The organism is Tolypothrix sp. PCC 7712 (assembly GCF_025860405.1).
Taxonomy (GTDB): domain Bacteria; phylum Cyanobacteriota; class Cyanobacteriia; order Cyanobacteriales; family Nostocaceae; genus Aulosira; species Aulosira diplosiphon.
The window spans coordinates 68,972-83,356 of record NZ_CP063785.1 but is presented as its reverse complement, the minus strand read 5'-3'; the positions used below and the strand labels follow the sequence as shown (position 1 = coordinate 83,356).

The window sequence follows — 14,385 nt, the reverse complement described above, 5'->3', positions numbered from 1 at the left end:
TGTAATTAAATATATTAATTTTTTTGAATATGACTGGCAAAAATATGATATTTAAATATTACTGTGGCTAAAACAATTTTCCGGAATCTCAACTAGCCAGGTGTTTAACTAAGTAAACAGTAATTAAGCGTATAGTGCAGTTTTACAAAGCTATAGCGCCTTCTGCAGTTTGTTTGAGAAGGCGTTATATTGCCAATGAAACTGATAGCTTATACCTAATAACTGAGAACTTTATACATCATCCATTTCAGTATAGTGAAATGAAAAAAAGTATAAAAAATAATCTTAATTCTGAAATTTTAATTCCGCAAAGTAAGAAAATATATCAAAAAATTGATGCTTTGGGAAGTATCCGCAAGAAATCAATAAAATGTCGATATCAACGGCAGTTTTTAGCTACCGTCCATCAAGCTTTTAACTATATTGTTAATAGGAAATTTTTTATATCATTCTTGTATCAAAGTTTTGGTTTTAAAAGCAGTTTATTCATTCTGCATTTAATTGGAATACTTGCCATCACAGGCTTGAAAGCCACAGCCAACCAAACCAGTACTGAGTTAAAAGTACTGAGTTCCGAGTCGCAAAACAGTCCTGAGTCTCAAAGCAGTGCTGAGTTAAAAGTCCTGAGTCCTGAGTTTCAAAACAGTGCTGAGTCAAAAGTCCTGAGTCCTGAGTCAAAACCCAATTACCAATTACCAATTACCAATTACCAATTACCAATTACCCAATCCCCAACCCCCCAACCGCCAGAAACTACCCCGCCGGAATTTAGCCCCCCCAACCCGCCACCAGCAGTCACACCAACAACTCCTGAGAGATTTTTCGTCCGCAAAATTAATGTTGTAGATAGCACCGTATTTACAGAACAACAATTAAATCAGGTTGTTCAGCCATTTGAAGGGCGGGAATTAACAGTAGAGGAATTGCGGAAAGCTGCTGATGCTGTGACTCAGCTTTATCTGAACAATAACTATATAAATTCCCGGGCGATTCCCGTAACGCAACAGGCTGGAAATACAGATGGTGTGGCGGTAATTCGCATTATTGAAGGGCGGTTGTCAGAAATTGAGGTGCAAGGAACAAAGCGCTTAAATCCTGGATATGTGCGCGATCGCATTCAATTAGGTGCAGAGATTCCCTTAAATACAATTAAGCTAGAAGAAAAGCTCAAGTTACTGCGACTCGATCCACTATTTAATAATGTAGAAGCCAGCCTGCGCCCTACGGGAAAAGTTGGTGAAAGTATTCTTATCGTCAGGGTTGATGAAGCCAATCCTTTTGTCAGCAGCTTCAGTATCGATAACTATTCACCGCCTAGTATTGGTTCAGAAAGGTTAGGAATCCAACTACTTCACCGCAACTTAACTGGGATAGGAGATGAAATCGCAGGTGCTTATTATCGCACCCTGACAGGTGGTTCCGATCGCTTTGATTTTAGCTATCAAATTCCCCTAAATGCGATGGATGGGAAGTTACGCCTGCGAGTTGCACCCAATCGCAACGAAATTACCCAGCCACCTTTTGACCAGTTTGGGATCAAAGGCGATCAAGATGTTTATGAAATTAGTTATCGTCAGCCGTTAATGCGATCACCTAAAGAAGAATTTGCCTTGTCTTTCGGCTTTACTTATGAAGATGGGCAAACTTTTCTCTTCGATCAACTTCCCACTCCCTTTGGTATCGGCCCTGATGCTAATGGCGTTAGTCGTACCAGTGTATTTAAGTTTAGCCAAGATTATGTCCGACGCGACCCGCGCGGCGCTTGGCTGTTACAATCGCAGTTTAGTTTAGGCACTGGTTTATTTGATGCCACGATTAATAGTGATCCCATTCCTGATAGTCGTTTTTTCAGTTGGCTAGGTCAAATCCAGCGCGTACAGCAGCTAAATAACGATCATCTATTAATTGTCCAAGCAGACTTGCAACTCACACCAGATAGTTTGTTACCTTCCCAGCAATTCGTCATTGGTGGCGGACAATCTGTGCGCGGCTATCGGCAAAATGTCCGTTCTGGCGATAATGGATTCCGTTTTGCAATTGAAGACAGAATTACAGTGCAACGCAATAAAGCCGGATTATCCACCCTACAGGTGATACCGTTTGTTGATTTAGGCGCTGTTTGGAATCAATCAGACAATCCCAATAAGCTACCCAATCAAACATTTTTAGCCAGTGCCGGCTTAGGGCTATTGTGGAATCAAGCCTTGGGCATTGATAAATTAACCATGCGCCTAGATTATGGCATCCCCTTTGTAGATTTAAGCGATCGCGGTAATAATGCTCAAGATGATGGGTTTTACTTTAGTATCCGCTATCAACCTTAAAAGTCTCGGATCAATAAAGCTGTTGCGATCGCTTCTTCAGCTTCAATCGACAGTTCTACTCTTGTTTTAGCAATTTCTAGCTATTGTCTGAGATATCATCTTGCTCGGTGAGAGTCCGTTGCTCATAGTCTGTAATGATGCTCTGAATGTCATCTGCGGCGATATCGACTTGTTCAGATTTTGTGTAAATGGTCAGTAAAATGATTCCTGTTGCTGTTTTGACGTAGTAAATTAAACGATAGCCACCACTTTTACCTTTTTGAGTGTCGCTATTTCGGACTCTCAACTTGAAGACTGTATAACCAACACCAGGTATTTGATCTCCTGGTAACTCTCCCTGCTGAAGTTGTTCGATAACAGGTTGTATATCATTTCTAATACTGCGATATTTCTTAGCAAGAGTGCGTATATTTCGGTTGAATGTTAGCGAAGCGTCAACTTGAATCAAAGGCCGATCAACCATCTTCTAGCCCTTCCCACATTTGAGCCACCGGGATAGTTTGCCCAGTCATGGCTTCGTGCCACGCTTGCCGAAAATCTGCTAAAACTTCTGCTTGAGATTGATCATCCAGAACAACTTCTTCATCAGGGATTAGCACAATGACTTCTACTCGGCTATTTTTATCAGTTAAAAGCGGGTGATCTAAAGTTAGTTGTCCCTGATCGTTAATCGTTGCCATGACTTTAAGTGCTTTCATAATTACTCCCAGATAATTTAAGTCGTAGCAGTTAGGGTGATGCCTAATGCTTCAAGTTGCTGGTTTATTCAAGTTTTTGCGATCGCTGCTTCAGCTTCAATCACTTGTTCTATTTATGTTTTAGCCTTTCAACTTAAACGTTTGAAAAATCAATATTTTCGTAAAGTTCTGCAATTTGAATTTGCAACTCAAAGGTACTTAAAGAAAGGGTGACATTTGGGTCATCGTATTCTGAAAATAGCCACTGATGAGCGCCTGTTTTGACATGATGCTCAACGTGTATGCAATATTGATCGATCAGCAGGTATTCTTGGAAGGTAGGAATTTTACGATAGGCAACGAATTTCTCGCCACGGTCATAGTTTTGGGTAGATTTAGACAACACTTCAGCGATAAAGCAGGGATTTACGACAGTATCTTTGCGTCCAGTTTGAAGTTCTAAGGGTTTGGGCAGAACCATCGCATCAGGGTAAGTATAGAGATTTGTACCGGGAATCCAGAGTCGCTGATCCAGGATAAATACACGGTATGGCTTTCCCCGCAATCCTCCTTTCAGGATAGCCACAAGGTTGCTGGCAATATCATTATGGTCTGGGGTTCCACACGTCATAGGGGTAATCTCTCCATAGCGATATTCGTTGCGGATGTCGGAGGCAACTTCGAGTTCCAGGTACTCTTCAACGGTGTAGTGTTTTGTCTCAGGTTGAGCAACCATGTCAGTTCTACAAATCCAGGTAGGAGGTTTTCAACTGCTTTACCCCTTCATTTCCGCCGTTCTTGCAACTTCCGATAAACGGCTTTGACATCAACTTTATGATGTGCTAAAGCGACCAAAGTATGATAGAGCAAATCTGCAACTTCACCTGCGATCGCATCGGCATCATCATCCTTAAATGCCATGACAACCTCAGCAGTTTCTTCACCTATTTTTTTCAAAATCTTGTTATCACCGCCAGCAAATAACTTGCAGGTGTAGGAACTCTCCGTAGGATTGTCACGGCGATCGCAGATTACTTGAAATAATTGTGACAATGTATCGCCTGGTGGGGCTACTATTTGCCCATCTATTTGATGGAAGCAACTGCGCTCTCCTGTATGGCAAGCAATATCTCCTATCTGTTCTATGCCAATGAGGAGTGCATCACTATCGCAGTCATAACGGATACTTTGCACTTTTTGCAGATGACCAGAAGTCGCCCCTTTATGCCACAATTCTTGACGCGATCGACTCCAAAACCAAGTTTCTCCGGTTTCTAAAGTTTTTTGTAAAGACTCCCGATTCATCCACGCCATCATCAAGACAGTGCCATCAAGATAATCTTGAACTATTGCCGGTACTAGACCTTGTTCGTCATAACGAATTTTTTCAACGGGGATGGCGTTGTGTAGTGAATGCGGTTCTTTAGAGAACATACCAGCTAATTTTTTGCGTGAGAACGATTCCTTGATTCACGATACCATTCTCAATAGGTCAACTCGCACGATTTTTTTAATAGTCAGCCAATTATATAATCTTAAACTAGAGCATTCTTATCCATAGCAGATTGCATCTTTACCGCACTCAATGCCACCTTATGCGCTTTTGCGGCTTCACCATACCAGTGAACTGCCGAGTTAAAAGCCGCCCGATAAAGATCCTGGTATGCCTCAGATAATCGCGAGCGAATTTCTACAGGCAAATCTTGATTCGACTGGTATAACATATTGTTATTTTTTTAGTTCTGGTAATTTTATAGGATAGAAATTCTGAACAGTTTTTAACCCTATCCTAAGATAGAGCTTTTAATTTGCCCCTCACGTAGGAGAGAACCTTGGTAAATACGTCGATTAAAACCACAAAATCACAAGAGATTTTCGCCGCTGCCCAAAATCTCATGCCTGGAGGAGTTAGTTCCCCAGTCCGTGCCTTCAAATCTGTCGGTGGACAGCCAATTGTGTTTGATCGCGTCAAAGGCGCATACATTTGGGATGTTGATGGTAATCAATACATCGACTATGTAGGTACTTGGGGCCCTGCTATTTGTGGTCATGCTCATCCAGAAGTAATTGCCGCGCTACATGAAGCCTTGGAAAAAGGCACCAGTTTCGGTGCGCCTTCTGCACTGGAAAATGTTTTAGCAGAAATGGTCATTGATGCCGTTCCCAGCATCGAAATGGTCAGATTCGTGAATTCTGGAACTGAAGCTTGTATGGCTGTGTTACGGCTCATGCGGGCGTTTACCAATCGGGAAAAAATCATCAAGTTTGAAGGCTGCTACCACGGACACGCTGATATGTTCTTGGTAAAAGCTGGTTCTGGTGTGGCGACACTCGGCTTACCCGACTCCCCAGGAGTACCAAAATCGGCAACTGCTAGTACTCTCACAGCTCCTTTCAATGATTTGGAAGCTGTGAAGGCTTTGTTTGAAGAAAACCGTGATGAAATTGCTGGTGTGATTTTAGAGCCAGTGGTGGGCAATGCTGGGTTTATTCCTCCCGACGCAGGATTCTTGGAAGGCTTACGGGAACTTACCCATGAACATGGCGCATTATTAGTCTTTGACGAAGTCATGACAGGCTTCCGCATCGCTTATGGTGGCGCGCAACAAAAATTTGGCGTTACCCCCGATTTGACCACCTTGGGTAAAGTTATCGGTGGTGGCTTACCTGTGGGAGCTTATGGCGGTCGTCGCGATATTATGTCAATGGTTGCCCCTGCTGGCCCTGTATATCAAGCTGGGACACTTTCTGGTAACCCCCTAGCGATGACAGCAGGGATTAAAACTCTAGAATTGCTGCAAAAACCTGGTACTTATGACTACCTAGAGCGCATTACCAAAAAGCTAGCAGATGGCTTACTGCAAATTGCTCAAGAAACTGGTCATGCAGCTTGTGGCGGTCATATCAGCGCCATGTTTGGCTTATTCTTCACAGCAGGCCCAGTGCATAACTACGAAGATGCGAAAAGTGCGGATACAGCTAAATTCGGACGTTTCCATCGCGGTATGTTAGAGCGTGGTATTTACCTAGCACCATCTCAATTTGAGGCTGGGTTTACTTCTTTTGCTCACACCGATGAAGATATTGACCAAACTTTAGCCGTAGCAAGGGAAGTACTTTCTAGCCTGTAAACAGTGCTGATTTAACTTCTCTCTAGTAGTACGCTAAGGCAACTTGGTGGGGTAAAGGAGAAGGGGTAAAGGAGAAAGGTTTTTGTCCCTTACCCCTTTCCCTTTAACCTTTACCCAACCTCCACGGCAGTCTACTCAGCGTATAGCCGCATGTGTGGCTGCACTCACCGCCCACGCGACTGGCTTTCCTACGTGAATTCAACAATCTACGCTAAAAATGTGCGGAGATTTTGTACAAATTCGCTGGTATTTTCAAAGTGAGTATTGTGCCCAGCATTTTTAATTACCTTTAATTGAGCATTTTTACAGATATCAGCTATTTTCTGATTAATATCTATAAACTTTTCATCATATTCCCCAACCAATAGCAGCAGAGGATTCTTACTTTGTTTGAGTTCTTCCCATAAAGAAGGTTGATATCCCGTACCCATAAAACGTAGGGATTTATCTAATTCTAGAGGATGATTTTGCAAGCGACTCTCGAGCATCAATTCGTATTTGGGATGATTTTTGATATCACCAAAAATCGGTTGACTATACCAATTTGATAAGAAATTTTCAAAATCACTTGTCTCAAGACTTCTGATTAATTTTCTGCCTATATGATAATCATATTGAATACGCGCTAACCTTTCTGCTTCTGTTGCTAAACCTGGAGAAGCAGATTCTAGTACCACTTTAAAAAAACGTTCTGGGAAATGCAGGGTAAGATATAAAGCTAATCGCCCACCCATTGAATAGCCAACTAAAAAGCATCTGCTAATTTGCAGTTCATCTAACAAGTTAATTAATGCATGAGCGATGTATGGCATTGTATAGCATTCATCAGTTCCTAAAACTTGCGTTCTGCCATGCCCAGGGAGGTCAATAGTCAAATAAGAGAATTCATCAAATAATAAGGTGATGGCTTCATCAAATTCATCAATTTTTCCCATAAAGCCATGCAAAAAAAGAATTACCGGCTTATTGTAGTTTTTAATGAAAGAGTAGTTAAATTTATAATTTGTTAAAGGCATTTTTTATAGATAGTCAGTCACCCTAATGAATAAAAATTCTGAAGATAATTATTGATTGATAATAGCTATTTTCTAAGGCAAAAACCTATCTAAAGCTGCCTTAAGTTCGGCAATTTCCGTATCAATATTACCTTCTTGGGCAGCTCTAGCAATACACTCAGTTAAATGTTCATCGAGCACAATTCGCGCTACCCGATCCAATGCACCCCTGACTGCGGCTATTTGCAATAAAACATCCGGACAAGGGCTATTTTGCTGCACCATTGTTTTAATACCACGAATGTGACCCTCTATACGCGAAAGCCGATTTACAATTCGCTTTAAAGACTCTTCGCTATGCACGTGAGGATGTACCGAGTCTCCATGCACAGAATGATGATCGGAATGTTCGTGATCTTTACTGTGATTGTGCGAGTGTTCTGCTGGTTGAGATGTACTCAAGGATTCTTCAGGCGATCGGTTTCCATTCATGGGTTATCGAAGTGTTGGCTAACTAAGATAGTAGCGTAGTGGGGATGAGGGACTGGGGATTGGGGATTGGGGATTGGGGATTGGGGACTGGGGATTGGGGACTGGGGACTGGGGATTGGGGACTGGGGATTGGGGACTGGGGATTGGGGACTGGGGACTGGGGACTGGGGACTGGGGACTGGGGACTGGGGACTGGGGACTGGGGATTGGGGACTGGGGACTGGGGATTGGGGATTGGGAGATAAATTCCAATTACCAATTACCAATTACAACCACCAATCTTTAATTGTGGCGTGAAATCCGAACTTTGTTAGGGGAAATGTCCATAATAGCTTTTGAGGTAAATATACAATTAATTTGATTACAGGTGTTCACTCTATGTCTGGGCATTGTCAGGGAGAGCAAGGACATATTTGTTACTTAGCTCCTAGACTCTAGTTTCTGAAATGGTGAAACATGAAGTAGAGTGCAAGCGTCTATACGCAAGCATTCTCATCGATTCTGTAAAAATAAATTTAGATAGAGTTGTCACGACTAAGTAAAAATTACGCTTCTAGATTTAGGTTGTGATTATGAGATTTCCCAAACTAACCCGGTCTATACGCCAACTCAGTTCCCATGTTTTAGCCATATTTCTAGGAGTTGTGCTAACTTTTACCACTCTGCGGGTGTTACCTTCGGAAGCTGAACCAGCACCCAAGGCTACAACTGCAAATCCATCAGAATTGCTGGCGCAACGTCAATCACCAGCTTCATCGGTTATAGGTAGCAGCAGCTTTGTCACAGCCGCCGTTAATCGTGTGGGGCCAGCAGTGGTGCGGATTGACACAGAACGCACAATTACCCGTCGCAACGATCCGTTCTTTGAAGACCCATTTTTCCGCCAGTTTTTCGGTGATGGTTTCTCTCAACAGCCATCGAGAGAACAATTGCGCGGTTTGGGTTCTGGCTTCATTTTGGATAAGAGTGGATTAGTTCTTACCAATGCCCATGTAGTTGATAAAGCCGATCGCGTCACAGTTCGACTTAAAGATGGTCGCACCTTTGATGGCAAAGTTCAAGGTATTGATGAAGTTACAGATTTGGCGGTAGTTAAAATTAATGCCGGGAATGATTTACCAGTTGCTCCCCTAGGTTCTTCTAGTAATGTACAGGTGGGAGACTGGGCGATCGCAGTTGGTAATCCTTTAGGATTTGATAATACCGTCACTTTGGGAATTGTCAGCACCCTCAAGCGTTCTAGCGCCCAAGTGGGGATTACAGATAAACGTCTAGAGTTTATTCAAACTGACGCAGCGATTAACCCTGGTAACTCTGGCGGGCCGTTATTAAATGGTACAGGTGAAGTAATTGGGATTAATACCGCCATTCGTGCTGATGCTATGGGGATTGGCTTTGCTATTCCCATAGATAAAGCAAAGGCGATCGCAGAACAACTGCAACGTACTGGTAAAGTTGCTCACCCCTATTTAGGTGTGCAAATGGTATCTTTAACACCCGAGTTAGCCAAGCAGAACAACACAGATCCTAACTCTCCTATTCAAATACCAGAAGTTAACGGAGTTTTAGTGATGCGAGTTGTACCCAATTCCCCAGCTGCATCTGCTGGTATTCGACGCGGGGATGTAATTGTCCAAATTGATGGACAAGCAATTACCACTGCGGAACAGTTGCAGAATGTTGTCGAAAATAGTCGACTCGGTCAAGTGTTGCAGGTAAAAGTGCAACGAGGTAATCAAACACAACAACTATCAGTCCGCACTGCTGAGTTACAAAATGCTTCGTAATTAGCACTGAAACATAAGCCACTGTAGGGGCGTACAGCTAATTGTACGCCCCTAATTTTGTCAGATAATTTCACTGTTCTTGAGTACCTTTGATAGATACTGACACAAAGCTTTGGCTGTTAAGCTAAAACAAATCTAATTAGCAGATAAATTTTATCAATCTCTTGTGGGGTAGGCATCTTGCCTGCCCTGATGATGCAATTTAAATACCTATTAACTTACCGAAAATTTTTTCGGACATAATAGTGTCAATTTTTGTTAAGATTATTATATTTGTTGCAGTATAAATATAGGCTTTAGCCTTCTTCAAATCTAAAAACTGGGATTAATCCTGAGTGGAACAAAATCCATACGAAGACCATCTTTATGGTTATATTTTTGACAACAGATAGAAGGCTACAAGTTCCTAAATTTATTGATATTGTTGGCGAATTAATGTCAGGTTTTACCCTCCATGATTCATGCCTAGCTTTGATTTTCAAAGCTGTATCAGAAGGCAAAGCCCGATAATTAATTCAAGGCAGAACCTCTGGAATAGCATTCCTAGACGGAAGCTTGGCAATGAACAGGTGTAGGGTTATACCCCGCATTCATTAATCGGCATTATCATTATATTTAGGGAGATTGTCATGTTAAATTTTAAAATTTCCCCAGGGTTTAACTGCTGAGATATACCCGGAAAAAGAATGTAAACGGTGTTTTGGCCTTGTAGCCACTATGAGCGTGAATGATACTGCACACACAGATAATTTCTCTTGGAATCGGCAAGTATATCACCGATTAAAACTTGCTTTAAGCCTGAATTTGCGAAGGCAATTGTTCTTGGCAGTTTGTGATGATTTACACTTAAGAAATCAAGTAGCCGCCCGTTTGCATTCTACTTTGGCTTATCCTGTTGGACAAATACTTTATCAACCAGAAGATAGCCTTGAAAGTAGTACGCCAGCTTATCCGCGTTTAGCGACTTTGCGTTTAAATTTAAACGATCCCAATCCCATCGCGCAGATAAATCAATGGCTCACTAGTTATCCACCGCCAATTATTGGCGCATCAAAAGATACCCCCGGACGACCTTTACCGATACCAGCGTTTCAAATTGTTGGTGTCGAGTTACTGACTAAGCAACCAGTAGCAGTACAGCGATTATTCTTACATTACCTACGCTTAAGCGAAGAGTATTTAGCTAACCAAGAGTCCAACAGTTTCCTCGAATCTAGTTTGCTGTTGTGGGTACCGCGTCCTTGGTTATCTGCAATTCAGCAGTCAGCACCACAGTTTTGGCGTTATCGTACTGGTGTATTTATGTTTGCTGGCGAACCAACGCCAACATCTCATAATGGTGGCTATCCAGAACGTTTTGCAGGCTCGAGAAGTTTAGATTTTGATGATTTTGAACCATCCCTGTTAGAAGAAGCAGTGGCTCAGGCGGAACTCAAAGCTGTAGAAAGTAATGAGCTGAAGTTTGAAGATGAATTAGATTTTGAGCCAGAAGCACCAGTAGATACCACACCACTGCCTGCTGTACCAATTTCCACATCAGAAATCTTACAAATTCAGGGTAAGCCAGAAGCACCCCTAGCAATATCGAATAATGGCAATAAGCTTCCACAATTGCCATCGCTAGCTCATATTAGTAAGGATTTAACTGAGCTAGTACTAGAAACCATTAATTCTAAGATTATTCAAGATGACGAGGATGTTTCTCTAGCGCAGCAAATGCTAGTTGAAATTGAGAAATTGCATTCACAGGAAGCATCTGGGGAAGCATTATCAGCAGCTTATCATCGCTTAGGCAACTACTATCGCCTCCGCATTGAACAAGGGCAATCAAATTTAGAAAACATCATGGTAGCAATTCTCGCCTACCAAGAGGCAGTTACCTTTGATGAAACCTCACCCCAGCTACCTGATATTTTGAATGACTTGGGTACACTCTACTGGATGCTATATCGCACACCACCCAATTCTGAGGAAGGACAAACTTATATTGAGCAGGGAATTGAATTTTATAAATTAGCTTTAAAACTAATATCACCCCAAACCAACCCAGAAACTTACGCGCGGGTGCAAAATAATTTAGGCACAGCTTACGGTGATTTAGCGCGGTTTGGTAACCCAGCCGAAAGTTGGCAGCAAGCAGTGATAGCGTATAACGAAGCACTACGCTATCGTACAACCGCAATGGAGCCATTAAAGTACGCAGCTTGCCAGAATAACTTGGGTACTGCTTACTGGCATTTAGGGCAATACAATCAACCTGTATTCAATTTAAAAAAAGCGATCGCAGCTTATAATTTAGCACTGGCTCACTATAGCCCTGAATATGAGCCGCTTAAATATGGCATGATTCAAAACAACATCGGTACAGCCTACTGGAATCTAGCCCAATACGAGCAACCAGCGCACCATCTGAAGATGGCTATTGATGTTTATACCGACGCTTTAAAATATCGCACACCTGCGGCTGTTCCTAGTGGCTGTGCAGCTACAGAAAATAATTTGGGAACGGCATATTGGCATTTAGCAAATCTTTCGCAAACCACTAAAGAACAACGGCATAAATATTTGCAATTGTGCATTGCTGCTTATGACGAAGCATTAGCATTAGCTCACTCACTTAACCCTGCTGTTTTAAGTTTTGATGTCCTATCTACGCACAATAACTTAGGATTAGCTCATTATCAAATTGCCACAGATCAATATTTTAATGCTGATAAAAAAGTCCGTTCACAACATTTAGAAGCAGCATTAGAAAATCATTTGCACGCCTTAAATGGATTAAGTAAACAATCAGAAGCTTATCAAACCACTTTTTCTTATGTCGTTAAAACAGTACGTGCCTTCCACAGTGAGCTAGGAATTCAAGGACAAAATCAAGCTTTATCAAAAGTGCCTTCTCATTTGTTACCAGAAATTTTGCCGAAGATTTAGCGACTGGGGATTGGGGAACTCGGGGCCCCCTCTGGGGATAAGGGGTAATGGGGATTGGGTAATTGGTAATTGGTAATTGGTTATCAAGATTTGACTCTTGACTTTTGACAAACAGCAAATACCAAACACCCATTACCCATTACCCATTACCAAATGACAAATGACAAATGACAAATGACAAATAACAAATGACCAATGCCAAATTGATGACTTAGGTCACAAATGAGTTTTCAATTATTAGTGACTTTAGTCATGCACTCAATTCACTAATTTTGGTCGATAATTACTAGCATGAATTTATACGATAAAAGCTCCCAGGTGATACTTGCAGACTAAAAAAACTAGCTTTTTCCTATTCCAGAGTGCAAATGACTATTGATTCATCACAATCTATCGATTCATCACCATCTGTTGATTCATCGGCATTGCTTCCCAAAAGCAAAAGAAAGTTCAAAATTCGTTGGCTGTCGTGGCTACTTGCCGTTGGGCTTTTGGGTGGAATTGGCTCTGCAATTTATTACCAGGTAGCTGTCGTTCCCACTCAGCAAGCTAGACGAAGGGTGCTGATGCAGCCTCTCGAAAGACAGACTTTAGCAATTACAGTCTCAGCGAATGGTACAGTCAAACCTGAGCGCTCAATTAACCTCAGCCCGAAAAATTCTGGCATCCTCAAAAGACTATTAGCAAAGGAAGGAGATATTGTCAAAGCAGGACAGATTGTTGCCTACATGGATGATTCCAATCTGCGCGGACAACTTACTTCTGCTCAAGGACAGTTAGCGCAAGCCGAGGCGAATCTGCAAAAGGCGCAAGCTGGAAATCGCCCTCAGGATATTGCTCAAGCACAAGCAGCATTAGACGAAGCCGAGGCGAACCTGCAAAAGGCGCAAGCTGGAAATCGCCCCCAGGATATAGGTCAAGCACAAGCCCGCTTACAAAGCGCTCAAGCTACCTTAAGTAAAGCGGAAGATGATTATCGCCGTAATCAACAACTGTACAATTCTGGTGGTATTGCCCTACAGGTTGTTAACCAAAAACGGGCAGATAGGGACAGCGCCCAAGCTGCTGTTAATGAAGCGCAGCAAGCCTTAGCTCTACAAAAAGCCGGTTCGCGTCCAGAAGATATTGCCCAAGCCAGGGCTACAGTTAACCAAAGACAACAAGCTTTAGCTCTATTAAAAGCCGGAAGCCGCCCAGAAGATATTGAGGTAGCACGTGCTCAAGTTACATCTGCTCGCGGTTCACTGCAAAATACTCAAGCTCAAATAAATGACACCATAATTCGCGCACCTTTTGATGGCGTTGTCACCAAGAAATACGCTGATCCCGGTGCGTTTGTGACTCCCACAACAGCCAGTAGCGATGTCTCTTCTGCTACTTCTTCCTCGATTTTGGCGTTAGCTTCTACGAATGAAGTTGTCGCCAATTTAGCAGAAACCAATATTTCCAAAATTCGCCTGGGTTTACCAGTGACAATCAAGGCAGATGCTTACCCAGGAAAAGTTTTTGAAGGTCAAGTCAAGCAAATCGCTGCTCAATCTGTAGTGACGCAAAATGTCACGAGTTTTGAAGTCAGAATATCGCTTACAGATCCCCAAAGATTATTGCGGTCTGGGATGAATGTGGCTACAGATTTCCAAGTTGGTCAAGTAGAGAATGCCCTGGTAGTGCCAACCGCATCTGTTGTGCGCCGAGAAAATAGCACAGGTGTGTTTGTCGCCGGGACAGATAACAAACCTATATTTACACGTATTGAAACTGGCGTAACTGTTAGTAAATTTACGGAAGTGAAATCAGGCTTGACTGGTGACGAGAGAGTATTGCTCAGTTTCCCACCAGGTTCACGACCACAATCTACACCACGAGGCGGAGTTTTCCCTGGCGTGGGAGGCGGCGGTGGCGGTGGCGGCGGTCGCCAAGGTGGTGGTTCTGGCGGCGGTCGTTCTGGTGGCGGTGCGCCTTAAAGAATTGTCCTTTGTCATTTGTCATTTGTCATCTGGTAATTGGTGTTTCCCCTTTTACCCTTGTCCCCAGTCCCCAATCCCCAT

14 protein-coding genes are annotated in these 14,385 nt (G+C 42.6%); 7 read left to right on the top strand and 7 right to left on the bottom strand.

The window, feature by feature from the left end; genetic code table 11:
• The first annotated feature begins 260 nt into the window (after positions 1 to 260).
• Positions 261 to 2,324, top strand: a complete 2,064-nt coding sequence (locus tag HGR01_RS00335; RefSeq protein WP_081583873.1) for a ShlB/FhaC/HecB family hemolysin secretion/activation protein — start codon at positions 261 to 263, stop codon at positions 2,322 to 2,324.
• A 76-nt stretch (positions 2,325 to 2,400) separates the two neighbouring features.
• Here HGR01_RS00335 and HGR01_RS00330 read toward each other — a convergent pair whose 3' ends face one another.
• The 5 genes from HGR01_RS00330 to HGR01_RS00310 form a co-directional block, all read right to left on the bottom strand.
• Positions 2,401 to 2,787, bottom strand: coding sequence for a type II toxin-antitoxin system RelE family toxin (locus HGR01_RS00330; protein ID WP_045867782.1), 387 nt, complete (start codon positions 2,785 to 2,787; stop codon positions 2,401 to 2,403).
• Positions 2,780 to 3,022 (bottom strand): hypothetical protein, encoded by a 243-nt coding sequence (locus HGR01_RS00325; RefSeq protein WP_045867781.1) that lies wholly within the window; start codon positions 3,020 to 3,022, stop codon positions 2,780 to 2,782. Before HGR01_RS00325 ends, HGR01_RS00330 begins: the two co-directional genes overlap by 8 nt.
• 133 nt (positions 3,023 to 3,155) lie before the next feature.
• A complete protein-coding gene (locus HGR01_RS00320; protein ID WP_045867780.1) occupies positions 3,156 to 3,737 on the bottom strand; it encodes a Uma2 family endonuclease in 582 nt (193 codons plus the stop codon).
• Positions 3,738 to 3,784: 47 nt separating this feature from the next.
• On the bottom strand, positions 3,785 to 4,435 hold the full coding sequence (hisIE, locus tag HGR01_RS00315; RefSeq protein ID WP_045867779.1) for a bifunctional phosphoribosyl-AMP cyclohydrolase/phosphoribosyl-ATP diphosphatase HisIE: 651 nt from the start codon (positions 4,433 to 4,435) through the stop codon (positions 3,785 to 3,787).
• A gap of 101 nt (positions 4,436 to 4,536) precedes the next feature.
• Positions 4,537 to 4,725: a ChaB family protein gene (locus tag HGR01_RS00310; RefSeq protein WP_045867778.1), complete on the bottom strand. Its 189-nt coding sequence runs from the start codon at positions 4,723 to 4,725 to the stop codon at positions 4,537 to 4,539.
• Between the two features lie 108 nt (positions 4,726 to 4,833).
• On the opposite strand from HGR01_RS00310, the gene hemL reads away from it, so the two are divergent.
• Positions 4,834 to 6,132 carry a glutamate-1-semialdehyde 2,1-aminomutase gene (gene hemL / locus HGR01_RS00305; protein WP_045867777.1) on the top strand — a complete coding sequence of 433 codons (1,299 nt, stop codon included), beginning with the start codon at positions 4,834 to 4,836 and terminating at the stop codon, positions 6,130 to 6,132.
• A 206-nt stretch (positions 6,133 to 6,338) separates the two neighbouring features.
• Here hemL and menH read toward each other — a convergent pair whose 3' ends face one another.
• Both menH and HGR01_RS00295 read right to left on the bottom strand, forming a co-directional pair.
• The gene (menH, locus tag HGR01_RS00300; protein WP_045867776.1) at positions 6,339 to 7,148 is read right to left on the bottom strand and encodes a 2-succinyl-6-hydroxy-2,4-cyclohexadiene-1-carboxylate synthase; all 810 of its coding nucleotides are present in this window, start codon (positions 7,146 to 7,148) and stop codon (positions 6,339 to 6,341) included.
• A gap of 72 nt (positions 7,149 to 7,220) precedes the next feature.
• On the bottom strand, positions 7,221 to 7,619 hold the full coding sequence (locus tag HGR01_RS00295) for a metal-sensing transcriptional repressor (protein WP_045867775.1): 399 nt from the start codon (positions 7,617 to 7,619) through the stop codon (positions 7,221 to 7,223).
• A 66-nt stretch (positions 7,620 to 7,685) separates the two neighbouring features.
• On the opposite strand from HGR01_RS00295, the gene HGR01_RS00290 reads away from it, so the two are divergent.
• The 5 genes from HGR01_RS00290 (at position 7,686) to HGR01_RS00270 (ending at position 14,301) form a co-directional block, all read left to right on the top strand.
• A complete protein-coding gene (locus tag HGR01_RS00290; RefSeq protein ID WP_045867774.1) occupies positions 7,686 to 7,916 on the top strand; it encodes a hypothetical protein in 231 nt (76 codons plus the stop codon).
• Between the two features lie 275 nt (positions 7,917 to 8,191).
• Positions 8,192 to 9,406 carry an HhoA/HhoB/HtrA family serine endopeptidase gene (locus HGR01_RS00285; RefSeq protein ID WP_045867773.1) on the top strand — a complete coding sequence of 405 codons (1,215 nt, stop codon included), beginning with the start codon at positions 8,192 to 8,194 and terminating at the stop codon, positions 9,404 to 9,406.
• 366 nt (positions 9,407 to 9,772) lie between these two features.
• Complete coding sequence (locus tag HGR01_RS00280) at positions 9,773 to 9,916, top strand: hypothetical protein (RefSeq protein ID WP_155538930.1); 144 nt, start codon at positions 9,773 to 9,775, stop codon at positions 9,914 to 9,916.
• A 207-nt stretch (positions 9,917 to 10,123) separates the two neighbouring features.
• Positions 10,124 to 12,337 carry a tetratricopeptide repeat protein gene (locus HGR01_RS00275; RefSeq protein ID WP_045867772.1) on the top strand — a complete coding sequence of 738 codons (2,214 nt, stop codon included), beginning with the start codon at positions 10,124 to 10,126 and terminating at the stop codon, positions 12,335 to 12,337.
• A gap of 368 nt (positions 12,338 to 12,705) precedes the next feature.
• On the top strand, positions 12,706 to 14,301 hold the full coding sequence (locus tag HGR01_RS00270; RefSeq protein ID WP_045867771.1) for an efflux RND transporter periplasmic adaptor subunit: 1,596 nt from the start codon (positions 12,706 to 12,708) through the stop codon (positions 14,299 to 14,301).
• Positions 14,302 to 14,385 lie beyond the last annotated feature (84 nt).